This window comes from Desulfuromusa ferrireducens (assembly GCF_055389805.1).
Genome location: NZ_AP042415.1, coordinates 4056701 through 4080911, shown reverse-complemented (window position 1 = coordinate 4080911; position 24211 = coordinate 4056701). Strand labels below are relative to the sequence as shown.

Genomic DNA, 24211 nt, shown 5'->3' with positions numbered 1-24211 from the left:
AACGAAGGAGATCTGTATGCTGCAAAGCGGCCACTCCATAGCGGACTACCAGATCGTCAAGCCGCTCGCCGAAAACCAACTCTATGAAACCTATCAGGTGACAGGACCTTCGGGAGACTCAGCCAAGCTGCTGTTGATTGCTGCGGGCCAGTTGGACGATAAAAAGACGCGGCAGGCATTTATTGATCAGTCGAAAATTCTTCTTGGTCAGTCTTTTCCAGGGCTTTGCCCTTTAATTGTTGTCGTTGCCAGTGATGAGGACTGCTATTGTCTTTATCCAATTCTCCCAGGCGTGTCACTGGCAGAGCAATTGCCTGCAGGTTTTCCTGTGCGTCGTTCGTTGGAAATTCTCAGGGATCTCGCTCAGCGTCTTAGTTTGCCGCATACTGCAGGCCTTTGGCACGGGGCTATTTCTCCCTCAACTATTTTACTCGATGCTGATGCTGTTTCTTTGGACGAGTTTGCACTGGCCAGCTTGTTGCGGCTTGATTTTAACTCCGGCATCGATCCCTGTTACAGCAGCCCTGAACTGGTCCGCGGTGAGCCTCTCAGCACGGCCTCTGATCTATATAGTCTCGGCATTGTGCTCTATCGACTTTTGACCGGAGCTGTTCCATTTAATCAGGCTGATCCTTTCGCCACTGCGATGCAGCATGTTCAGGACGAAGCCGCTCCGTTGCAGGAATCGTTGTCCCTGCTACAGCCTTTGATTGACGGTTTGCTTTGCGCGACTGCCAGCGAACGTTGGAGTGCCGAACAACTGGCAGCAGAGATTGATCTCTATCTGCTGTTGCCTGAAATTGACAGCTTAAGCACCATTGAAGAGGACTTGTCAGAAGAATCCGCAGTGTTGTTGGTTGAGCCTGAGGAACCTTCTTCGATCGAAAAATTGATGGCCTCTTCAACGATGTCAGCACGCATCGAGGAACGGCTCAAGGATCGGGCTGAAATTCTTCAGGACAGTAGTGATTTGACTGCGGATGCAAAACGGGCCAGCACGGCTCGTATGTCCGCAATCGGGCAGAAAAGTTATCGGAAGACTCAAGCTATGAATCAAAGTAAATATCAACAGAAAAGTGGCCCCGGCAGGTTCTTGTTGTTGGTCGCATTAGGGGTTGCTATCGGGGCTGTGCTCTATCTGCTTCTGTTCGGTCCGCAGTCAACTCCGCAGCAGGGTGCAGCAGTATTTCCTGAGCCCTTGCTGGCGGGGCTTGAAGTCGGCAGTCAACAGTTGGAGGAGGGTGATCTCGCCGCCGCCGAAAAGACCTTTCAGGGGTTGGCGGACAGCTATGCACTCCATCCGCAGCCATATAATAATCTTGCCGCTATCTACGCCCGGCAGGGAGATCTGGAACGCTCACGAAAATTATTGGAGCGGGCCATGGCAACCGATGATTCGTATGTGACCGTTTACCGCAATTTGGGGACCGTCTATTCGGAAATGGCGCGTGACTCTTATGGCCGTGCCTTACAGTTGGAAAAAGGGCAACAGGCCGTGACGTTACAGGTTTTCAGCAGGGATGAGCTACTGTCTGTCTCCACCGTCGCGACTGCGGCACTCGACAAGGGTGTGGAGCAACCGCCGCTGGTGGCTGTGGTGGAAAATGTTGCTGTAGCGCCCGCGACAGCAATGAATGTTGAGCCGGTGATAAAGGGTCCGGTGGCCGAGGCTGTGACTGCAGCCAAGCCAGCAGTTGTTGAAACGCCGATAGTTGCAGCGGTCGAACCGGTCACCGAAGTTACCATGTCTCCAGAACCGGAGTCGGCGGAGGTCTTCCTGCTTCGCTGGGCGGCTGCCTGGTCTGCACAGGACGTCGATAGCTACTTGAGTTTTTATGCGGCCGAGTTTACATCGGCTGACGGTGAAAAATTATCGGATTGGGCGAAGCGTCGTAGGGGGCGTTTGACCCGGCCAAAATCAATCGAAGTGACTCTCAGCGACTTTTCCATGGTTCGCCAGGCTGGGGATAAGATACAGATTGAAGTGACTCAGGGCTACAAGAGCGATCGTTATGCTGATCAAACCCGTAAACTGTTTGATCTTACCCATGATGGTAGCGATTGGCAGATAGTACAGGAACGCTCTTTGGGGAGAGTGCGTTAATGGCCAGACGTCTCACAGTCGCTGTTCTGCTGGTTTTACTGCTTGGATTTATGGTGGTTAAGGTCGGTGCCCTCTGGACAGGCAAACCACCAGTTCCGGATTCGATAGCCCCTCTTTCTCTGGATGTCGTCGACGAGTCGCTGTGGTTGAGTTCGCTGGATGCACAGCAGAGCGCTTTGTTGGGGCGCTTCAATGCTCGGTTGGAACTTAATGAACGCGATTACGAAGCCAGCCTGTTAAAAGCCCTATTTCTTTTTCAGGCTGGACGCCTTAATACTGCCGTTGCTGAACTGCGGGAATTGACGGCAAAAGCACCAAAGTTTCAGCTGGCCCATTTGATCCTTGGTGATTTACTCCTGGCTAGATTTGATCAGGTTGGGTCGATCGGCTCGAATATTCTCCTCGAAAATATTGGCATCGATAAGGAAAATCGTATCGAGCAGCTTCGTCTCGAGGCGAGAGCCCGTTTGAGGGGCTACCTTCTGTTGGCTAATGGGGTCGAGGTGCCGATGGCTTTGTTGTCCCTGAGCAGTCAAACAGAGCATGCGCTGGTTGTCGATAAGGGCAAGAACCGCCTTTACGTGTATCGTAATGTCGGCTCCGCTTTGCCGCCGGAACTGGTTGATGATTTCTATATCGTACTGGGCAAAAAGACCGGCGATAAATATAAAGAGGGTGATCTGCGCACTCCGAATGGAGTTTATTTCGTCACCAGTTACCTGCCTGATGAAAAGCTTCCACCGCTCTACGGAAGCGGTGCTTTTCCGGTTAATTATCCCAATGAATTTGATCGTCGCTTGAGTAAAACCGGCGATGGGATTTGGTTGCACGGCACCGATAAGTCTCTTTATAGTCGTCCCCCTTTGGATAGTGAGGGGTGTGTCGTGTTAACCAACGAGGAATTTACCCGGATCGGGAAGTACGTAAAAATAGGTCGAACACCGGTCATTATTAGTGAAGATGTTCAATGGGTTAGCAGTCGTGAATGGCTTGATCTGAACATTGAGATCCAGGCGACTTTGGAGCGTTGGCGACAAAGCTGGGAAAAGGCCGATATTGACTCGTATCTGACGATGTACGCTGGAGACTTCTGGGCCAAAGGGCATGAGCTTAACAGCTGGCAGCGTTATAAAAAACGGATTTTTGCCGGGAAATCGTATCAGAAAATAGATCTGACCGATATATCGCTATTGGGCTATCCGCAGGTTGCTGATACGCAGCCGATGGTTGTCGCCAACTTCAAGCAGAATTATAAATCGAATAACTACAATGGTGATATGCGCAAGCGTTTGTACATGATTAAGGAACAGGGCGATTGGAAGGTTCTTTATGAAGGGCGCCAATAATGGTTTGCCAGGGAGGATGTTGCTGAAAATGATTCGTTGTCTGATATTGATTTGTGGTTTGTTGTTTGTTTTGCCGACAGCAAATGGTTTTGCTGGAACCCTTGAGGTTCGTGGAGAGACGGTTCTCGATCAGGAAACCGGTTTGATTTGGCAGCAAGGAGATTCGGGGCGGATGCCTTGGTTGGAAGCTGTGCGCTACTGTAATCAGTTGACCCTTGCCAATTCACGTGGTTGGCGACTACCGTTTAAGGATGAATTGAAGACCCTGGTCAGCACGACCGGTTCCGCTACCATGATCGATGGTAACGCTTTTCCCGAAGCGCAAGCCGAGGTTTATTGGTCGCTCAGCCGCGAGGAACAGCAGCCGGACCAGGTTTGGGGCGTCAGTTTTGCCGATGGCAAAGAGTACATGTTTGATCGCAATAATTTTAATTTTCAGGCGCGCTGCATGATCGAAACGACTGAGGCGGTTTATCTCCCTTTGCTCAACAAGTGGAAGACTGCGTGGTCGGGCCAGGATGTCGATGCCTATATCGCCACTTACTCTCAGGATTTTATGCCGGAAAGTGGCCTGTCGCACGAAAAATGGGTCAAGCAACGTCAGGTTCGACTCAAACGTCCAAAGTTAATTTCGGTTACGATTTCTGATATCAAGGTCGTTTCAGAGGAGGGCAGCCGCGCAGAGGTTATGTTCCGTCAAGGCTATCGTTCCGATAATTATTCTGATCAGGTGATGAAGGTATTGACCTTGGGATTGGAGCGAGGGGCGTTGGTTATTGTCGGGGAGAGAACCATCTCGAAGATTGAATAGCCATTTAAGGGCATAAATATAGTGCAGTGAAAAGCCGTAACCTTCTGGGGTACGGCTTTTCTTTTTTTGCGGCGTACTGATCGATTAGTGTCCTTCGGGAACTTGGGTCGGGTTCCAGCCGATGCACTTATTGCGCCCCTGGTTTTTGGCTTGGTAAAGGGCCGTGTCGGCCAGATTCATCAGATCGTAGATGTCGCTGCTGTCGCTGGGAAAATGGGAAACTCCGATTGAGATGGTTAGGCGTTGGCCGGGTTGGCTGTTTTCGGCGCCGGAGAAGTATTCCTTCTCAATGCACATGCGCAACTTTTCTGCGACTGCCAGGCTGTTCAGCTTATCACTTTTGGGCAGCAGTAAGACAAATTCTTCGCCACCGAAACGGGCGACCAGGTCAACACCACGGGTGTTTTGCAGCAGCAGCGATGCGACTCTCTTGAGGACAATATCGCCCTTTAAGTGACCATGTGAATCGTTATAAAGTTTGAAATGGTCGATATCGATCATCAGAATGCTGAAGTTGTTGTGGTGCCGACGTGATTGGGCGAGTTCGCGCAGCAGGTATTCCTGAAATTGCCGCCGATTGGACAGACCGGTTAGCTCGTCGGTTGCTGACAGGGTTTTGGTCTTTTCGTACAGCCGGGCATTTTCAATCGCGATGGCTGCCTGATTGGCGATCGCCTGAGCAATTTTCTGCGCGGTACTACTAAATGAGTTCTTGTTGCTTTGATGGAGGTTGATGACCCCGATCAGGCGATTCTGGACCGTCATTGGTACGCAGAGAAGTGATCCTTCATCTATGGTTTCATTGCTGTAGCGTGGTTTCTCGTCGTAAGCCGTCAAGTCGGGAGCGTAGGTCATTTTCTGGTTTAGGGCGGCTTCTCCAGCCAGTCCTTTGCCAAGTTCGATGGTGATGTTTTTGAGATCAACGCCATAGAGGCCTTGCACTTTGACAGCGTCAAGCGTGTCAGATCCAGGGCTGAAAATATAGAGAACACAGACGTTGCAGTGCAGTGAGTCCTTTAGTGCCTGAATGATGCGCTCATAGAGGAGTCGTTGATCAAGCGAGGAGACCATGGTTTGGGTGATCTGGAACAGTGCAGAAAACTCCTGATTCTGCTCCTTTAGACTGATGGCGCGGTTTTCCAGTTCCAGATTCGTTTTGCGCAGATGCTGGTTGTGGGTCTTCAGGTCTGCCATTTTCTGCAGTTGGTCTGACAGCAGTTCTAGATGGTTGTCTTTTTCGTCTAACAAGTCGAGCAGTTGGTTGTAGGAGGACCCCAGGTTAGTCAGTTGTGAAGGGTTATTGTTTTCAACATCGACCCGCGCTGTGCGATCTCCAGAGGTTATTTTACTGCAGGTTGATATTAAGGAATTCAGTGGGCTTAGCAGGCTGGAGAGCAGTGAGCGAAACAGGGTAACGCAGATGAGCAGGCTCAGACCGGCAATGCCCATCAGGTAGAGGCGATGATTAAAAATCAGCTTTTCGATCCCTGCTAAAGGTTGAGCTGTCCCGAGCAGAAAAAATCCTTCATGTCCGAGGGGCAAAGGAGAGTAGATAATAAGTTGCGCCTTCTCCCCGCTGATAATGTTGGAAAAATGAGCACCAGACTGCAGTGTTGCTAGCTCTGCTTCACTTAACTCTGGAACGTATCCCTTGGCCGCATGATTACTGGTAATCAACTCTCCATGGCGATTTAACAGGTAGAAATCACTCTTGTAGCGTTCGGCCATTTTATCGAGATAAGGGCGATCTATTGGATGCCGTAAAAACAGGTAGCGGTTTGTCTCTAAAAGCAGGCAGGCAACCAGAGAATCCCCTTCCTGCTCATGGGTAAAGGCAATGTAGGTTGTTTTGTTTGCCAGCGCTTTCAGGAGCAGAGATTTAAGTTGCTTGGGAAGCTGTGGATCGTCCGATGAGCTGATGCTGGCAGTGATATGCTGATCATAAGCCGATAGGAAAGTTTGTATTTCATTGAGGGTTTTAGGCCCCATGTTTTTTACTTCTGTGGCCCGTTTGCTGAGAACTGTTTCCAGTGCTTTGAATTCACCGTAGATCTGTTTATGGTTGTGCTCGAGGTGCTCCTCGCTGGTTTTTATCAGTCGTGTCTTGAGCAGGACGCTGGAGCCGATCGAGGTGGCGATGGCCAAAACGAGCAAAAGTATGACGTAGGGTAGAAGAACCTTGTTAGACAGGGATAGATTTGCTAAACGGAATTTGTCTGCCATCAGTGACTTTCTTGGTTAGATCTGTCCGGTGTTGACTAGGTCGACAAAGGCATTGACGACCACTGGGTCGAACTGGCTTCCCGAATGCGCTTCAATTTCGCCCAAGGCAACCTCCGTGGGCATCGCGATGCGGTAGGGTCGATCCGAGGTCATGGCATCGTAGCTGTCAGCAACGGACAGTATCCGTGATTCGAGCAGCAGTTTATCACCACTGATGCCGAGTGGGTAGCCTGAACCATCAAAGCGTTCGTGGTGCTGGCCGATAATTTCACGCACCCGGGCCATGAAATGGATCGGTTCGAGAATCCGCATGCCGATTAACGGATGCTGGCGGAGTCGATCGATATCATCAAGGGACAGCGCATCAACTTTGTGCAGCAGGGAATCGTCAATTCCGATTTTACCGATATCGTGTAGGATTGCGGCCTGTTCCAGGTCCTTAAAGGTGTTCTCCGTCAAGTTGAGCTTGTGGGCCAGCGCGATGGAATATCGGGTTACCCGCTCGGAATGACCACGCGTGTAGGGATCGCTGGCTTCGATTGCCGAAACCAAGGCATGAACAGTACTCAGATAGGTGCTTTGCTGCTCTTCATAGAGGCTGGCATTGTTAATGGCAACACTGGCCTGGGCGGCAATGGTTGACAGAATCTCCAGATCTTCTTCGTAAAAGCGCGAACCGTCCTGCCGATTGGCGATGGTGATGGTGCCGATAACCTCGTCGTGAATATAGAGCGGCGCACAGATCACCGAATCTCGTGCGAAACCGAGGCGACTCATACGGGTGAATTCTCGCGCTTCTTCAATTTTCTTGATCAGTAATGGCTCACGGTTATTGATAACCCAATTGGAAACGCCCCCCTCGCTAAGAGGGATGTCAATATCCGGATCGTAGTACGAACTGGTTATGCCGATAACATCACCGATCTTCAGGCTATTGTCACTTTTGTTGTAGAGCAAGATGTAGCCGACATCGGCATTCAAGGATTCGAGTGCTTTACGTAGCAGCAGGTTGAACAGGCTTTTCAGTTCCATGGTCGAGTTGATGACCAGGCCCATCTCGTAAAGAGTGGAAAGGCGATTGACGGCTTTAGCCAGTGTGGTATTACGGTCTTCCAGATCCGCCGCAAGGTCGGAAATCCGAAAGTTGGCATCTTCGACTTCGTTGACCCGTTTTTCGAGCGTGATGTTCAACTGCTCAATCTCTTTAAGTCGATCCTCGAGGGTCATGTTCATGCTGTCAATCTTGTCCTTGTGGCGCATCATTTCCCTGTTGGTTGCCAGTTCCCGCTCAAAATGCACCGTTGAGTCGAGCAAGTGCTTAAGGCGCTCGACCATGCGGTTGAATTTGTTCGAGAGCAGCGACATTTCACGTGAACTGGTGATTTGCGTGCTGGCAGCGGAAAAATTACCCTGCTCGAGTTGGGTCATGGCAAAAATCAATTTCCGGATTGGATTGTCGACATAATAGAGGACGAAGATGACCAAGCTGATGATCATTATAAGGATGATCGATACTGCGGAGGCGATATTGGCTTGTTTGCCTTGCTGTTGTAAGGTGAGCAGAGAATCGAGCGACAGGTGAACACTGAAAATACCGAGAAGTTTTTTTTCCGGGTCGTGGCAACCGTGACAGTTTGGCGTGTTTTTAATCGGCAGTGTCGAGGTGTAGAGGGTGCCGTCCTCGCTCATAAGCGCGAAGTTTTCCGGGTTGTTACGAAAGGTCATCAAGTCAGCCGCAGGTACCGTCTGGCCGATTTCTGCCAAGTCGGCCGAAAGGAGAATGCGCCCGCTTTCGTCAAAAATTCGTGGCGAGATAATGGTCGATTCCCCAGCAATTTTATGTAGAGTATTGAGGACTTCGTGATTGCGTCCGGTTTGCATTGCCGTTGTGATGCTATTGTGGATAGTGCGGGCGAGGATCCTGCTATTTTGCGTGACCATTTGTTTGACCATCAGATTTTGCGTTTGCATGTTGTGCCAAGTGGCAACTGCAACTGCGGCCATGGTAATCAGGATAGTGATGCTGAGGATTTTGATTTTGAGGGAATTCATATTTACATCAGCCCGTCTGTGTGTCTAATCGCGAAATCTGGTTGTCAAATGACGAGAATTGAACTCAGCAAAAAATAATATTTAAATACGGTTGTTAGTGGTGGAAATGGTTTTTGCCGTCGTGTATCCATATGTTTCGGGCGGTTATTCTTCTGCCATTAAAATTAAGTGGTGTTTGTTGAATTTCAAAGTTGCAAGGCGTGGGCCATAAGGTTTTAAAATGATACGTTTTTTAGTTAATAAAAGCACTATTTTTAATGTGGGATTCCACCTCAACACCATAGGGTAAAAGCAATTGACTTTGGTGTTTTAATGTGATTTTCTTGTTCGCTGGTTTTGACTAGTTTGGAATGGTTTTGATGCAGCTAAATGATTTTGATTATTCGCTCCCCGAGGAGCTGATTGCCCAGCAGCCGGCAGAGCGTCGTGATGCGTCGCGATTGCTGTGTCTGGATCGCAAGACGGGACAGGTCGACTCTCGCTACTTTAGCGATTTGCCTGGCTTTTTCCGCCAAGGTGATGTGCTGGTATTAAATGATACCCAGGTTATTCCTGCACGTTTGCTTGGCCAGAAAACGACTGGCGGCAAGGTCGAGATTTTTCTGGTACGTCGTGATATGCAGGTTGAGCAGGCAGAAGAGTGGCTTTGTCTGACCAAAAGTTCCAGACCAATACGCTCGGGAACAATGGTTCAGCTGAGTGAAGAGTTGACTGCCGAGGTGCTTGATGAAGCTGAGCCGCCTTATCGCCGGGTGCGTTTTCATTGCAGCGGTGATTTTATGCAGTGCGTCGAAGCTATTGGACATTTACCGCTGCCGCCCTATATAAAACGTGAAGATAGTCGTGAAGATCATTCGCGTTATCAGACGGTTTTTGCTCGTGAAAAAGGCGCAGTTGCGGCACCGACCGCCGGGCTGCATTTTACCGAAGAGATATTACAACGCTTGCGCGACTCTGGGGTTGAAGTACTTTCTCTCACCTTGCATGTGGGCTTGGGGACTTTCTTGCCGGTCCGTGTTGATGATGTCGCTCAGCATAAAATGCATGCGGAACTTTTCAGTGTGCCGCAGCTAACTGCGGAGCGGGTCAATCTGGCGCGTTCAGAAGGGCGCCGGGTGTTCGCTTTGGGGACGACCAGCGCGCGGGCCCTGGAAACTGCTGCAACCGAAGATGGGCGGTTACAGGCAGGTTGTGGTGAAAGTGAAATCTTTATTTACCCCGGTTATCGTTTTAAGTTGCTTGATGCGTTAATCACTAATTTTCATCTTCCAAAATCGACCCTGTTGATGCTGGTCTCGGCTTTTGCCGGACGAGACTTGATTCTATCGGCCTATCAGCAGGCGGTTGAAGAGCGCTACCGTTTCTTCAGCTATGGCGATTGCATGCTCATTTATTAAGAACTGGGGAAAAATTGTCCCGATTCAGATACGATCTTTTACAGCAGGACGGGGTGACCCAGGCACGGCGCGGTCGGATGACGACGGCGCGCGGTGCTATTGAAACACCTGTTTTTATGCCCGTTGGTACGCAAGGTACGGTTAAGGGACTGCTGCCGGAAGCGCTCAAGGAGATCGGTGCGCAGATCATTCTGGCCAATACCTATCACCTCTACTTGCGGCCAGGGCATAATGTGGTGAAGCAACTTGGCGGCCTGCATAAGTTTATGAACTGGGACCGGCCGATTTTAACCGACAGCGGTGGTTTTCAGGTTTTCAGTCTTGGTGATTTGCGTAAGATTACTGAAGAAGGGGCGACTTTTCAGTCGCATCTTGACGGCAGTAAGCATATGTTGACACCGGAACTGTCGATCGAAATTCAGCAGGCGCTCGGCTCGGATATCATCATGGTCTTTGATGAGTGCATCCCGCATCCAGCCGAACGGGCCTATATCGTCGATTCGACCAACCGCTCGGCGCGCTGGGCAAAGCGTTGTCGCGAAGCGCTGCCGGCTGATTCATCCGATTCCGCCCTGTTCGGTATTGTTCAAGGTGGCATGGACCTTGAGCTGCGCAAGCAGAGTGCCGAACAACTGCAGGAGATCGGTTTTGAAGGTTATGCCCTTGGCGGCTTGTCGGTCGGTGAAGAAACCTCGCTGATGTACGACCTGATGGAGTACAGTCTGCCGCTGTTGCCGCAGGATCGACCGCGCTATGTGATGGGTGTCGGAACGCCGGAAAATTTAGTCGAGGGTGTCGCCCGTGGTTGTGATATGTTTGACTGCGTTATGCCGACCCGCAACGCTCGCAACGGGGTGTTGTTTACCACCTTTGGCAAGGTAAGCATTAAACAGGCCCGCTATCGTGACGATGCCTTGCCGATCGATCCCGACTGTGACTGTTATGTCTGTCACAATTATAGTCGGGCTTATTTACGCCATCTTTACATGAGCAACGAAATACTGGCGTCGGTACTTAATACGCATCACAATCTTTACTATTATCAGCATTTAATGGCCGATATCAGAGCGAACCTCGAAGTTGGCAGCTTTGCCGAATTCCGGTCCGCTTTTTATCAGAAAAGAAGTCAATAGTCGTTTTATATTATGCTCAAGTGCTTTTTTGGCACTGAACACAACCGGAGGATTCAATTCATGGCAACAGAAGCATTTGCAATGGCAGGAAACGCAGCAGGTCAAGGTGGTCAGCAGGGATATGAAGGCATCATCATGCTGGTGGCGATGTTCGCAATTTTTTACTTTTTGCTGATCCGCCCACAACAGAAGCGGGCCAAGCAGCACAAAGCACTGGTTGGTGGCCTTAAGGGCGGTGACCAGATTGTTACTGCTGGTGGTCTTCACGGTAAAATTACTTCGGTAGAAGAAACAACTTGTACTGTCGAGGTTGCCACCGGAGTGAAAGTGAAAATGAACCGTTCGGCAATTACCGAGGTCAAGCAGTAGTCTTTTGCCCGATAGGACAAAAATGCAGTGGTCTTTAGACCAGCTACTTGTCAGTTGATATCTAAAGGGAGATTCGACTCAGATGTCAAATAGTCTAAAATTCAGGGGTGCACTGGTACTGTGCTGCCTACTCCTGTCAGTTTTCGCCGTAGCTCCGACCGTTATGAAGGACAGTCTACCGCAGTGGTGGCTTAATGCCTTTGATCCGATCCATCGCGGTCTCGATTTGCAGGGCGGTATGCATCTGGTTTTGGGGGTTGATGTTGATAAGGCCGTCGAGAGCCGGATCGATACCATCATCGACCAGACCGAAAACCAATTACGCGAAAAAGATATCATCTTTAAGCGGGTCGAGCGGCGTCAGGGAGACCGACTGGTTGTTCTTGTTTATGATGACGAGGAGGGCACCAAGGTCGATACCCTGATGACCGAGGATTACCCCTCGTTAGAAGCTGAAACCTTTACCGGTGCCGGTGGTTACATCGAAAAGCACTTCCGTTTAGGTGACAGCGAGATTGCCAACGTCAAGGATTACGCCGTTCGGCAGGCCCTTGAGACGATGCGTAATCGGGTCGACCAGTTTGGCGTCAGTGAGCCGACCTTGCAGCGGCAAAGTGGCAACCGTATCCTTATTCAGCTGCCCGGTATCGATGATCCCGATCGAGCCATCTCCCTGCTCGGTAAAACTGCGCGGCTTGAATTCAAGATGGTGGCCGAGGATGCTAACGTGCAGGATGCGATTGCCGGTAAGTTGCCCGCCGGTACGCAACTGTTGTACGAGCGCAATACCAATCGTTCTAGCGGGGTTGTGACCGAAACTCCATTGGTGGTTATCGATAAAACGGTCTTGACCGGTGATTTGCTGTCCGATGCCAACGTCCGGATCGATACCCGTTTTAACGAGCCTTACGTCTCCATCGATTTTAACGCCGTCGGGGCTAAACGTTTTGATCAGATCACCGCCTCCAACGTCGGTAAGCGGATGGCGATCGTGTTGGATGATACCATCTATTCCGCACCCGTTATCCGTGAGCGGATTGCTGGTGGCAGTGCACAAATTTCCGGCTCTTTCACCTCACAAGAGGCGACCGACTTGGCCATCGTCCTGCGCGCCGGTTCACTGCCGGCACCGGTACAGATCCTCGAAAACCGGACCGTTGGACCGTCCCTTGGTCAGGATTCTATCGACAAGGGGATCAATTCGATCCTGATCGGCGGAATCCTGGTGGTCATTGCCATGGCGATTTACTATCAGCTCTCCGGTATGGTTGCTATTATTGCCTTGTCGCTGAACCTGATGTTTATTTCGGCCATGTTGTCGATGTTCGGCGCGACTCTGACCCTGCCGGGGCTGGCCGGGATCGTGTTGACGGTCGGTATGGCGGTTGATGCCAATGTGCTGATCTTTGAGCGGATCCGAGAAGAATTGCGACTCGGAAAAGCGCCTAAGCTTGCCATCGATGCTGGTTACGCTAAAGCATTTTTGACCATTATCGATGCCAACCTGACGACCTTGCTGGCGGCTCTGGTGCTCTTCCAGTTCGGTACCGGTCCGGTTCGCGGTTTTGCCGTGACCTTATCTATCGGTATCATCGCTTCGCTGTTTACCGCGATTTTTGTCTCGCGGGTTATTTTTGACTATTTCCTGCGGGGCCGCGAAGTCAAGCGGCTAAGTATATAAGGAGGCTTAACGGCATGCAGCTGATCAAGCCGGATACTAATATCGATTTTGTTGGCAAGCGCAAGATTGCGCTCATTGTCTCCATTGTTCTCATCCTCATCGGATTCTCTTCTCTGGTTATTAAAGGCGGTCCTGATTACGGGATCGATTTTGCCGGGGGGACCCTGGTTCAGGTTCGCTTCAACGCTGATACTGACGCTGGAACGATAAAGAAAGCTCTGACTGGTCTGGAACTAGGCAGTCCTGTCGTGCAGTCGTTTGGCGACAATCAGAATGAATTTCTGATTCGTGTCGAAAAAACCTCTGCAGAGCTGCAAGGTTTTTCGTCGCAGATTCGGGCCGCATTAGAAGTTACTTATCAAGAAGGTAATGTTGATATCCGTCGGGTCGAAATGGTTGGCCCGCAGGTTGGTAAAGACTTGCGCAGCAAGGGGCTCCAGGCGATTTTGTATGCCATGCTTGGTATTCTGGCTTATATCTCCTGGCGGTTTGAGTTCCGTTTTGCGGTCGGTGCTATTGTCGCGCTGTTGCACGACGTCGTGATTACCTTGGGTGCCTTTAGCGTTTTTGGAAAAGAGATCGATTTGCCAATCATTGCCGCGTTTCTGGCGATTATCGGTTACTCGCTCAACGACACGATTATTGTTTATGATCGGATCAGAGAAAACCTTGGCAAGCACAACAAGGAATCTTTTTCCTTCATTGTCAATCGTAGTGTCAATGAAACCCTGTCGCGCACCTTGCTGACATCTGGAACCACTCTGTTGGTTGTTATGGCTCTATTTGTGCTCGGTGGCGGGGTCATTCACAATTTTGCTTTTGCCATGCTGGTCGGCGTATTGGTCGGAACCTACTCGTCGATTTTTGTTGCCAGCCCGGTTCTTATTTTCTGGGATGAGCGTAAAAAAGCGTCCGCAAAATAAATGCAGCCAACGGATCAAGGAGCAACAATGAAAAAAGAGACTATTTTATTAGTCGTTATCTCTTTGATTGTCGGTGGTTTGATCGCCGTCATTTTTACCAATATGCAGAACCGATCTACGACAACGGCTGGATCCGGCAGCGCTCCGGCGGCGGCGCCAGCTGTTAACTATCTGCAGCAGATCACTATGCTTGAAGGGATCGTTGCCAAGGAACCGGAAAACCGTAATGCCTGGGCTCAACTGGGGCATAATTATTTCGATTCCGACCAGCCGATGAAAGCGGTAGAGGCCTACGACAAGGTTCTCGCACTGGATGGCAATGACCCTAATATTTTGACCGATCAGGGAGTTATGTACCGGCGTCTGGGTTGGTTTGACCGGGCGATCAAGAACTTTGAACAGGCTTATGCGCTCAACCAGAATCATCAGCAGAGCTTGTATAATCTGGGAATCGTTTATCGTTATGATCTGCAGGATTTTCCCAAAGCGGTTGAAGTCTGGGAAAAGTTTATTGCCATTAATCCTGGCGGTCCCGGAGCGGCTCAGGTTCGTTCTGAACTTGAATTTCTCAAGTCTCAGCCATCTCCTCAGCAGCCGCAATAATTTCTGATCAGGCCGGAGTTCGCTCCGGCCTGATTTGTTTGCTTATGTCGACTATCAAATCTATATTCTGCCTCCGATTATTCCTGCTTATTCTCATTCCCTTGTCCACGTCCGCTTGCCTGCCGCGGCCAGTTCTGCTGCAAGGCGAATTGCACGGTCAGTTGCATTGGCAGGGCGAGGTCCATCTGCAGGGCAATGTTATTCTTGCCAAGGATGCTGTGCTGACCATTGCGCCGGGGACTCGCGTGTTGTTCCTGCCGATGGATCTGGCCACCGATGAGCTTGCGGATCACCCGAACTTTCCCGGGAGTGAGCTGATAATACGCGGTCAAATTGTTGCCAAGGGCACGGCTAAAATGCCGATCAGCTTTCAGTTTGTTGATCCGCTTGCCAGCGCCGGTAGTTGGGGTGGGCTGAATATTGAGGAGTCGCCGCGGGCGATTTTCGACTACTGTTACTTCACCCAGGCGGATAGTGCTATTCATGCGCGGCAATCCTGGGTGGTGATTGAAAACTCGTTTTTCAGCAATAATTTGGTCGGCATTCGCTTTAATGACGCCAATATGTTGATTGAGAAAAATCTGCTGCAGCAAAACGGTGCGGCAATCCGCTTCCATTTTGGATCGCCAGTAATCTGTAAAAATGAGATCCGCGATAATCGCAAAGGCCTGTTTATTACCTCCGAACCGCGTGACTACACCATCGAAAATAACAGTTTCTACAATAACCGCCCTTACCAGGTTTCTTTGGGCGAAGGGGTCAGGGACGCAGTGGCGTTGGGGAATAATTATTGGGGAAGTGAAACCGCCGAGTCATTACCGGCGACTTTTTTTGATGGACGTTTGGATGACTGGCTGGGGACGATCAACTTTCTGCCATTGCGCAGTCAACCTGATATTGATGCGGGGATTCGATGGAAGAGGTAACTGAGAGAAACTGGCAGTTGCGCAACGAACAACCGAGTCGCGCGCAGATAGAACACTTGGCGGAGACCCTGGGGGTCTTGCCACTGACCGCACGCACCCTGTTGTTACGCAAGTTAGAAACCGCAGAACAAGGACGCGAGTTTTTACAAGCGCGTCTGGGAGCTTTGCCCGATCCCGATCTGCTGCCCGATATGGTCATCGCCTGCAGCCGTCTTGAGCAGGCATTGGTGCGCGGCGAGAAGATCTCCGTGCATGGTGATTACGATGTCGATGGCATTACCGGCTGCACATTACTGGTGGAAACCTTGCGCAGTTTTGGCGGCCTGGTCGAGTACCATATTCCCCTACGGCTGAAGGACGGTTACGGTCTCTCCATCGATGCTATCCGTCAAGCCCGCGATAACGGTTGTGAACTGATCGTTTCGGTTGATTGCGGGGTCGCTGCGATTGCCGAAGCAGATTTAGCCTCTGAGCTCGGAATCGACCTGATAATTACCGATCACCACCAGCCCCCAGCAGAACTTCCGATCTGTCTGGCTTTGGTCAATCCGCATCTGTCCGGCAATCGCTTTCCTTGGCCTGATCTTGCGGGTGTCGGGGTGGCTTTTTTTCTGTTGGTTGGTTTGCGGCGTCGTTTACGTGAGAATGGCTATTTTAGCGAGCGGCCCGAGCCTGACTTGCGTCAGGGACTCGACTTGGTGGCTCTGGGTACGATTGCCGATATTGTCCCGCTCTGTGGAGTTAACCGGATTCTGGTTCGCGCTGGATTGCAGTTGTTGGAGTTGGGTGCCCGGCCTGGTGTTGCTGCACTGAAGAAGGTGGCCGATGTAAAAAAGGTGAGTTGCGGTACAGTTGGTTTCCGTCTGGCGCCGCGCTTAAATGCCGCTGGACGTTTGGAAGATGCCGCCCTTGGGGTTCAGTTGCTGCTTGGCGCTGATCCGCAGGAGGCCCAGGCTCTGGCCGAATTGCTCGATGGTTTTAACCAGGAACGCCAGCAGATTGAGCAACAAACCCTGGAACAAGCAGTGGCTGCGGTTGAGGAACAAGGCTGCGCCGACGGTTATAGTATCGTTTTAGCCGATGACCGCTGGCATTCCGGAGTGATCGGCATTGTCGCCAGTCGCTTGGTTGAGCGCTATCATCGGCCTACCGTACTGATTGCCTTAAACGAAGGGCTGGGCAAGGGCTCGGCTCGTTCGATTCGAAACTTTCATCTCTATAAGGCGTTACAGCACTGCGCCGAACCTTTGGCTGGTTTTGGCGGCCATGCCATGGCTGCCGGGCTGTCGATTGCCCATGACAAGCTAGATAGTTTTATCGCCTGTTTCGAAAAAACGGCGCGTGCGGCGTTGAACCCTGAGGATCTGTTGCCGGTTCTATCTCATGACGGGGAATGCGCCCTTGACGAGTTGAGCCTGCAGCAAGTCAGCGAGCTGGAAACCTTGGATCCTTTCGGTATGGGAAATCCGCAACCTGCCTTTGTTAGCAGAAACTGTCGTGTCCTCGCCCCGCGTGTTCTCGGTGAAAAGCACCTCAAATTCGACCTAGAACAGGGCGGCTGTCGTGTCGCTTGCATCGCCTTCGGTATGGCGCAGCGTTTTGATCAGTTACATGGCTCGCTGGATCTGCTTTATCGACCCGGAATCAATAGCTGGAAAGGCAATAACTCGGTGCAACTGCAGATCGTTGATTATCGTCCCTCTGGCGTGGAGCATGTGTCGCTCTGAAATTTGCGACCTGTGACTCTGCACCGGCCGCAAATTTATGAAGATCAGAGTGTCGATTCCGTCTCGATGTCTTCTGCCAGAATCGCAAAGAGAGCGAGATCCTCGTACTTCCCCCATTTGTAAATCGATTGCCGCATTAATCCTTCTTGTTGGAGACCGAGTTTATTTAATAGCTGTGCCGATTTTTTTTCATGGGATAACTGATAACTATAGATGCGGTGCAATTTAAGTTGCTTAAAGCCAAAATCCAGGACTTCACGGACGGCTTCTGTGGCGAACCCCTGTCGCTGCCATTGCACGCCAATCCAGCATTCCAGCTCTGCATGTGAGTTGTTCATCTCAATATTTTTCAGGGCGAAGCAGCCGATCAGTTGTTTGCTTTCATTCAAACAGGCGGCAAAATGGACAGCCGATCCCGAACGGTAAAGATGGGGGATACCGGCGATCCAGGTTTTCGCCGCGGTTAAAGAGTAGGGGTGGGGAATACTGGTTGTCGCCGCGGCAATCTCGCGCGTGCCGGCCATGTTTGACACCGTTGTCGCATCATCAGCAACAAAGGGGCGCAGTCTGAGTCGTTCGGTATTGAGTGAGGGTTGATAGCGCATTGCAAATTTTCCTTTTCATTTGGGCGGGAATGTTTCCGTTGCTGTACTACAAAGTGACAAGTACCTGCAAGTCATTAATGAGGGAGTGCCTTTGTGGTTCTTCTTGGACTTGTCTGGAAACAGTTACTTGCTCCATTCTTAGTAACCTAAGTTCTTGTTTTTGTATGAAAATGATGAGTTGAGACCCGCAGCTTTTTAATTGTTGTTTTAAATGTTATTGTTGCAACACTGCTTGTTCTTAAAATTCGCTGTAAGGTTAGAGATATCAACTAAATGACCATTTTATCTGAAAAACAGTATTCGCATTTAGCTCCTCAGCTTGCATGGTTGGACGTTGGACGGGTTCGTGCCGACCAGCTCCTTTGCCGGCATAATAGTTGGCAAATTGGCGGACCAGCTGATCTGCTGGTTGAACCGGCTACTGCTGAGCAGGCTGTAACCATTGTCAAATTTGTTCGTCAACATAAAATTCCATTGGTGGTGATCGGGCAAGGGACCAACTTGCTGTTTGATGATGCCGGAGTCCGCGGACTGGTGGTGAAAATCGGCGAGCAGATGTCGACTATTCGGATTAGTGGTCAGCGGATAGTTGCTGGCGGTGGTGCCTGGGTGCCGCAGTTGGCTCGTTTGTCGATGCGTGCGGGGTTGACCGGCTTGGAGCACACCATCGGTATTCCCGGTACGGTTGGCGGCTTGGTGATGATGAACGGTGGCAGCCAGCGTAAAGGGATCGGTGAGAATGTCGTGCAGGTGACCATTGTCGATGCGACCGGCGAGGTCCGGCAGTTAAGTCGCAGCGACTGTGAATTTTCCTATCGCCACAGTGCCTTGCAGGGCAGCGGCTGTGTGGTGGTTGCGGCAGAACTTGAATGCCCCCAAGGTGAGCCGCAAGATGTCCGGCGTGAGATGGTCAGCGACCTGCGCACCCGCCGGCAGAAGTTTCCGCGTAAACAGCCCAATTGCGGTTCGGTTTTTTTAAGCAGTGCCGAGATGCACGCCAGCGTCGGACCGCCGGGAAAAATTATCGAAGATGCCGGGTTAAAGGGATTTCGCCTCGGTCAAGCGGAAGTATCGCACCAGCACGCCAATTTTATTGTCAATCTGGGTGGTGCAACATCAGCTGATGTTTTGGCGCTAATCAGGCATATTCGACAAACGATTCGCCAGCGGATCGGCTTCGAATTGAATTGTGAAGTGCGTTATGTCGATCCGAGTGGCGAGCTGCAGCCGGCACATATTCGGGCGGATCGCTAGTGTGATTATTTTTTTCTAACAATATGTTGGTTTTCTGGCATAATACAGAAGCTGCTAGCGATGGCTCGGTTCTGATCCGGCGAGGCAAGGGCCGGGGGAAGTCTTTAGCCGGTTGCTGCTGCATAGCAGGTCATCAGTTTTTGCCTTTCAATATTAGCCATGTTGCGGATTGAGGTTATAGTGGATATTGCTGAGAAAATCATCGATTCAACCATTGAGATTTTTGAAACCATGATCTTTATGGAAATTTCAACCGAAGGGTGTATGGCCGAGGGGAAAGAGTCTATCTTCAGTTATTTCTCGGCAATGATCGGGCTTTCTGGTGATTTGATGGCGATGGTGACGATTCACTGTTCGGCATATATCGCGATGGACATCGCAGGAGCCATGTTGGATACGGAATTTGATGAAATCGACGCAGATGTCAAAGACGCCTTAAGCGAAGTCGCCAACATGGTCGCTGGTGGTCTTAAATCGCGTTTTCTCGATGAAGGTGTTGAGACGTTTCTGGCCATTCCGACAACGATTATGGGTAAATCCTACAGCATCTCTTCGCCGAAAAAAAGTAACCGGGTTATCGTTCCCTTCGACCTTGTGCAGGGACCGTTTTATGTCGAGATTAAGTACAGTTTTAATGCCTAGCGTTAAATTTAAGCTGACTTTCAGTTCGATTTTATAGTGTTAAACGAAAGAAGCCGCCCGAGATTCGGACGGCTTCTTTCGTTTGGAAATCAATCGATTTCTACAGGCCAGCTTCTTTGGCCAGTGCTTCCCATAGCGGTAGGCTGCGCTCGATCATGTCATCATCCACACAGTAGGCGATGCGGAAGTAGCCGGGTGCGCCGAAACCAGAACCGGGCACCAGCAGGATGCGGTATTTCTGTGCCATGCGGATGAACTCCATTTCGTCAGGCAGCGGAGACTTTGGGAACAGGTAGAACCCGCCGCCCGGTTTGACCATTTCGATACCGAGTTCGGTCAACTTGTCGTAGAGCAGGTCGCGCTTGCGGCGATAGAGTTCGCTATCGACACTACTGTGTTGCAGGTTGGTGACCAGCCGTTGCATCAGCGCCGGGGCGTTGACGAAACCGAGCACCCGGTTGCAGAAGATGGTGCCTTGCATGAACCGGTCGACATCAGCCATGGCCGGGTTAGCGGCCAAATAGCCGATCCGTTCCCCCGGTAGGGCCAGATCTTTGGAGTGTGAAGTGACAATCACCGAGTTGGCGACGTTGTTGAAGATGCAGGGAACCTCTTCGCCGAAACTGATTTTGGCATAGGGTTCGTCGGAGATAACCGTGATCGCCGTTCCCAGTTCCTGTTCTTTGTCCTGCAGCAGCTCGCCGAGAGCCTTCAGGGTAGCTTCCGGATAGATGACTCCGGTCGGGTTGTTCGGGGAATTAATAATAATGGCCCGAGTACGATTGTTGATGGAGCTGGCAATTGCCGTCAGGTCCGGTTGGAAGTCATCCTGGGTGATGACGGTGACCGGGATCCCCTGGTGGTTGTCGATGTAGAATTTGTATTCGACAAAGAACGGAGTGAGGATAATCACCTCGTCGCCTGGGTTGAGGAGGGTTTTCAGTACCACGTTCAGAGCTGCGCCGGCACCACAGGTCATAACTACTTGTTGTCCGGTGACCGGCTGATCGCAGCGTTCGGCGATCACTGCAGCGACCGCAGCGCGGGTTTCATCATAACCGGCGTTGTTCATGTAGCGGTGCATGCCCGGAACCGGGTTGTTGGCAATCTTGATCAGTTCGGCCTGAAGTTCGGCCGGAGGTTCGATGGTTGGGTTGCCGAGGGTGAAATCGAAAACCTGATCAGCACCGAATTCTTGCCGCATTGCAGCCCCCTCTTCAAACATTTTACGAATCCAGGAGGCGCTCTCTATACACTCATTGACTTTTGTGGCGATGGTCATTCACTCTGTCCTTTCTGTCTCTGTCCGGAATGGACACGGAATTTAATCTGTCGCAGTTTAACTGTGCGTTTGTAACGGGTCAAGGAGGTTCAAGTCGCGACCATGACGAATCAGCGAAAATCACGCTTTGTCGGTTGTCTGCTCGGCTGTGCTTTCGGGGATGTTTTAGGGTCGGCCGTGGAAATGCAGTCGCGCAGTGCCATTCTGGCGCAGCATCCGCAGTTGTTGCGTGATTTTCAGGTGGCGCAGTGTGGCCCTGGTTTTGGTTGCTATACCGATGATACCGAAATGACCCTGGCCTTGGCGTGCTCGATTTTGCAAACGGGTGGTGTCAGCGGTGCTGATTGTGCCGCTGCTTACGCACAGGCGTTTACTCCGCAGCGTGGCTATGGGCGCAGCGCTGTGCAGGTTATGACGGCTTTACGGCAGGGGGCTAATTGGCAGCAGACGGGGACTATGTTGTTTAAGGACGGTTCTTTCGGTAACGGCGCTGCCATGCGGATTGCACCCGTTGGCTTGCTGTACGGGCATTTGGATTATGCCCTGCTCGATAAAAAAGTGAAGGCCGCTGTTCTGATGACCCATACGCACGCAGAGGCGGTTGAGGCTGCGTTGTTACAAGCACGGGCCATTGGCATGTTGCTGCAAGAAGATGCTCTGCCGGATGGAGAAAAGTTCCTTGAACGCCTGCGGAGCTATGCTCCTGAATCGATTCTGAATGGTAAGCTGAGGCTGCTCCAACAGTTGCTAGGTCAGCAAGCAAGCGCTGCTGACATCGTCTCTGCTTTCGGTTGTGGCGTGCGCAGCGCCGACTCCTGGCCGCCCGCTCTTTGGGCTGCGCTGCGCTATGGTGACGATCCGCAGGAGGCGATTATTCAGGCGGTCAATCTTGGCGGCGATACCGACACCATTGGTGCGATGACTGGCGCGCTGGTCGGTGCGCTACAGGGTAATCATTGGTTTCCTTCTCGCTGGTTTGAACGGCTCGAAAATCAGCAGGGTGGCAGGGATGAACTGATCGCAGTTGCTGAGGGGTTGGCAGCAATTTCCATCTGCTGAACCAAAGGTTTGTTGTCATGAAAGAGGTCTGGTTTTATTGCTTTTTATAACGCTTTAGGCTACATTCCAGCTTCAAATTCATCCCCTTAATAAGAGAAAAAACTTATGCCAAAAAACGACTTGAAAAAATTACGTGAGCAGATCGATTCGATTGATAGCCAGATCCTCGGACTGCTCAATCAGCGAGCCGAGGTGGTCATCGGTGTCGGCAAGGCGAAAGAAGGCACCGGTGGAACCTTTTATGTGCCGAGCCGTGAAAAAGAAATTTATCAACGTTTGACGGCACAGAACGCCGGCCCTTTTCCCAATGATGGGGTGACCAAGGTTTTTCGAGAAATCATTTCGGCTTCGCTGAATATGGAAAAGCCGATGCAGGTGGCTTTTTTCGGTCCACAGGCGACGTTCACCCATATGGCGGCGATGCAGCAGTTCGGTTTGTCCGCACAACTGGTACCGTTGAAGAGTATCCCTTCGGTGTTCGAAGAGGTCGAGCGGGGCCGCGCGAACTACGGGGTGGTGCCGGTCGAAAATTCCACCGAAGGGGTAGTTAATCATACCCTCGACATGTTTATCGGTTCAGAGCTGCAGGTGGTCGCCGAGATTATGTTGGAAATTTCGCACAATCTCCTGTCTAAGAGCGGCAATGTTGAGCAGATCCGCAAGATTGTTTCTCACCCGCAACCGTTGGCGCAGTGCCGCCACTGGTTGGAAGAAAATATGTCCGACGTGCCGTTGGTCGATGTCGCCAGTACTGCTGCCGCAGCGCAATTGGCGGCCGAGGACGAAACCGCTGCAGCTGTTGCCAGTCAGGCCGCTGCCGTGCAATACGGGCTGCAGGTGGTGAAGGCGAAAATAGAGGATAATCCGAATAATTTCACCCGTTTTTTGGTCATCGGCAAGAAGACCCCGGAAAAGAGCGCTCAGGACAAAACCTCGATCATGTTCAGCGTTAAAGACCAGCCGGGGATTCTGTACCGGATGCTCGAACCCTTTAGTAAGCGGCAGATCAACCTGTCAAAAATCGAAAGTCGACCGATGAAGCAAAAGGTCTGGGAGTATATCTTTTTCCTCGATCTGATCGGTCATGTTGATGACGAGCCGATTCATTCGGCAATTGAAGAGTTGCGCGGACATTGCAATTTTCTGAAGATTCTCGGCTCGTACCCGATTTATCGTCAGGAAAATGCGGCTGGGGAGAAATAATCATGGCTGATATCCTTATTCCCCGTTTGACCATTATCGGCGTTGGTCTGATCGGTGGCTCTCTGTCCCTGGCTTTGAAAGAAGCTGGTGTGGTCGGCGAAGTGATCGGCTGCGGTCGCGGCAAGCCGAATCTTGAGAAAGCGCTCGAACTTGGCATTATCGACAGCTACACCCGTGATCCGCTTGAAGCGGTCAAAGACGCGGATGTCGTTTTTCTGGCGACGCCGGTCAGTACTCTGGCTGCAGTCACCAAAGAGATGCTTCCCGCCTTAAAGCCCGGTGCCATCATCACCGATGGGGGTAGCGTTAAAGGGGAGGTCGCCAGGGCGATCGAACCGCTATTGCCGAAGGAGATCCACTTTGTCCCCGGTCACCCGATTGCCGGAACGGAGAAGAGTGGTGCCGAAGCTGCTTTTCCGACTCTTTATCGCGGCAAACGCTGTATTCTGACCCCCACCGAGAATACCGATGCGCAGGCTCTGGAGTTGGTCGCTAAAATGTGGCGGTTGGCGGGCAGTAATGTTGTGCAGATGCCGCTGGAAAAACATGACCGGATTCTTGCCGCCATCAGCCACCTGCCGCACATGGTCGCCTATTCGTTGGTTAACGCCGTCGGTTCCTACGATCACTACGAGGAGAACATTCTCGAGTACTCGGCTGGCGGATTCCGTGATTTTACCCGCATCGCCTCATCCGATCCGACCATGTGGCGTGATATCGCCGAAACCAATCGCGACGCGCTACTGGAGATGATGGAGCAGTTCGAAACTTTCTTTGCCGAGCTGAAGGCCGACGTGGCTGAGGGCAGTGGCGAGAAACTATTTGAGTTTTTCCAGCGTTCGAAGCAACTGCGTGATGCCATCCTGTAAAT

The 24211-nt window shown here is 51.2% G+C and carries 20 protein-coding genes; 16 read left to right on the top strand and 4 right to left on the bottom strand.

Annotated elements, in window-relative coordinates; all coding sequences use genetic code 11:
• Positions 1–16 precede the first annotated feature (16 nt).
• The 3 genes from ACZ5PT_RS18330 to ACZ5PT_RS18320 are packed head-to-tail and all read left to right on the top strand — an operon-like array spanning position 17 to position 4261.
• Positions 17–2104, top strand: coding sequence for a L,D-transpeptidase Cds6 family protein (locus ACZ5PT_RS18330; RefSeq protein ID WP_464264459.1), 2088 nt, complete (start codon positions 17–19; stop codon positions 2102–2104).
• A complete protein-coding gene (locus tag ACZ5PT_RS18325; RefSeq protein WP_464264458.1) occupies positions 2104–3450 on the top strand; it encodes a L,D-transpeptidase Cds6 family protein in 1347 nt (448 codons plus the stop codon). Before ACZ5PT_RS18330 ends, ACZ5PT_RS18325 begins: the two co-directional genes overlap by 1 nt.
• 28 nt (positions 3451–3478) lie before the next feature.
• Positions 3479–4261 (top strand): Lcl C-terminal domain-containing protein, encoded by a 783-nt coding sequence (locus tag ACZ5PT_RS18320; protein WP_464264457.1) that lies wholly within the window; start codon positions 3479–3481, stop codon positions 4259–4261.
• Positions 4262–4345: 84 nt separating this feature from the next.
• Here the strand turns inward: ACZ5PT_RS18320 and ACZ5PT_RS18315 are convergent, their stop codons facing one another.
• Both ACZ5PT_RS18315 and ACZ5PT_RS18310 read right to left on the bottom strand, forming a co-directional pair.
• A complete protein-coding gene (locus tag ACZ5PT_RS18315) occupies positions 4346–6484 on the bottom strand; it encodes a diguanylate cyclase (protein WP_464264456.1) in 2139 nt (712 codons plus the stop codon).
• Positions 6485–6499: 15 nt separating this feature from the next.
• The gene (locus tag ACZ5PT_RS18310; protein ID WP_464264455.1) at positions 6500–8536 is read right to left on the bottom strand and encodes an HD domain-containing phosphohydrolase; all 2037 of its coding nucleotides are present in this window, start codon (positions 8534–8536) and stop codon (positions 6500–6502) included.
• Positions 8537–8895: 359 nt separating this feature from the next.
• Here ACZ5PT_RS18310 and queA point away from each other — a divergent pair, with 359 nt between their 5' ends.
• From queA to recJ, 8 genes are all read left to right on the top strand, one after another.
• Entirely contained in the window at positions 8896–9933 is a 1038-nt protein-coding gene (gene queA / locus ACZ5PT_RS18305) for a tRNA preQ1(34) S-adenosylmethionine ribosyltransferase-isomerase QueA (protein ID WP_464264454.1), read from the top strand.
• Positions 9934–9947: 14 nt separating this feature from the next.
• Positions 9948–11066 carry a tRNA guanosine(34) transglycosylase Tgt gene (tgt, locus tag ACZ5PT_RS18300; protein WP_464264453.1) on the top strand — a complete coding sequence of 373 codons (1119 nt, stop codon included), beginning with the start codon at positions 9948–9950 and terminating at the stop codon, positions 11064–11066.
• 60 nt (positions 11067–11126) lie between these two features.
• A complete protein-coding gene (gene yajC, locus ACZ5PT_RS18295; RefSeq protein ID WP_464264452.1) occupies positions 11127–11435 on the top strand; it encodes a preprotein translocase subunit YajC in 309 nt (102 codons plus the stop codon).
• Between the two features lie 82 nt (positions 11436–11517).
• Positions 11518–13116, top strand: a complete 1599-nt coding sequence (secD, locus tag ACZ5PT_RS18290) for a protein translocase subunit SecD (protein WP_464264451.1) — start codon at positions 11518–11520, stop codon at positions 13114–13116.
• Positions 13117–13130: 14 nt separating this feature from the next.
• Positions 13131–14039: a protein translocase subunit SecF gene (gene secF / locus ACZ5PT_RS18285; RefSeq protein ID WP_464264450.1), complete on the top strand. Its 909-nt coding sequence runs from the start codon at positions 13131–13133 to the stop codon at positions 14037–14039.
• 27 nt (positions 14040–14066) lie between these two features.
• Positions 14067–14642, top strand: coding sequence for a tetratricopeptide repeat protein (locus ACZ5PT_RS18280; RefSeq protein WP_464264449.1), 576 nt, complete (start codon positions 14067–14069; stop codon positions 14640–14642).
• A gap of 149 nt (positions 14643–14791) precedes the next feature.
• Positions 14792–15568, top strand: coding sequence for a right-handed parallel beta-helix repeat-containing protein (locus ACZ5PT_RS18275; protein WP_464264448.1), 777 nt, complete (start codon positions 14792–14794; stop codon positions 15566–15568).
• A complete protein-coding gene (gene recJ, locus ACZ5PT_RS18270; protein WP_464264447.1) occupies positions 15556–17295 on the top strand; it encodes a single-stranded-DNA-specific exonuclease RecJ in 1740 nt (579 codons plus the stop codon). Before ACZ5PT_RS18275 ends, recJ begins: the two co-directional genes overlap by 13 nt.
• Positions 17296–17339: 44 nt before the next feature.
• Here recJ and ACZ5PT_RS18265 read toward each other — a convergent pair whose 3' ends face one another.
• Positions 17340–17900, bottom strand: coding sequence for a GNAT family N-acetyltransferase (locus ACZ5PT_RS18265; protein WP_464264446.1), 561 nt, complete (start codon positions 17898–17900; stop codon positions 17340–17342).
• 273 nt (positions 17901–18173) lie between these two features.
• On the opposite strand from ACZ5PT_RS18265, the gene murB reads away from it, so the two are divergent.
• The gene (murB, locus tag ACZ5PT_RS18260; protein ID WP_464264445.1) at positions 18174–19154 is read left to right on the top strand and encodes a UDP-N-acetylmuramate dehydrogenase; all 981 of its coding nucleotides are present in this window, start codon (positions 18174–18176) and stop codon (positions 19152–19154) included.
• Positions 19155–19334: 180 nt separating this feature from the next.
• Positions 19335–19796 carry a chemotaxis protein CheX gene (locus tag ACZ5PT_RS18255; protein WP_464264444.1) on the top strand — a complete coding sequence of 154 codons (462 nt, stop codon included), beginning with the start codon at positions 19335–19337 and terminating at the stop codon, positions 19794–19796.
• A gap of 100 nt (positions 19797–19896) precedes the next feature.
• On the opposite strand, the gene ACZ5PT_RS18250 is transcribed toward ACZ5PT_RS18255, so the two are convergent.
• The gene (locus ACZ5PT_RS18250) at positions 19897–21078 is read right to left on the bottom strand and encodes a pyridoxal phosphate-dependent aminotransferase (protein ID WP_464264443.1); all 1182 of its coding nucleotides are present in this window, start codon (positions 21076–21078) and stop codon (positions 19897–19899) included.
• A gap of 102 nt (positions 21079–21180) precedes the next feature.
• Between ACZ5PT_RS18250 and ACZ5PT_RS18245 the strand changes: the two genes are divergently transcribed.
• From ACZ5PT_RS18245 to ACZ5PT_RS18235, 3 genes are all read left to right on the top strand, one after another.
• Positions 21181–22137 carry an ADP-ribosylglycohydrolase family protein gene (locus ACZ5PT_RS18245; RefSeq protein ID WP_464264442.1) on the top strand — a complete coding sequence of 319 codons (957 nt, stop codon included), beginning with the start codon at positions 21181–21183 and terminating at the stop codon, positions 22135–22137.
• A 105-nt stretch (positions 22138–22242) separates the two neighbouring features.
• Positions 22243–23340, top strand: a complete 1098-nt coding sequence (pheA, locus tag ACZ5PT_RS18240; RefSeq protein WP_464264441.1) for a prephenate dehydratase — start codon at positions 22243–22245, stop codon at positions 23338–23340.
• A 2-nt stretch (positions 23341–23342) separates the two neighbouring features.
• Positions 23343–24209 (top strand): prephenate dehydrogenase, encoded by an 867-nt coding sequence (locus ACZ5PT_RS18235; RefSeq protein ID WP_464264440.1) that lies wholly within the window; start codon positions 23343–23345, stop codon positions 24207–24209.
• Positions 24210–24211: the final 2 nt, after the last annotated feature.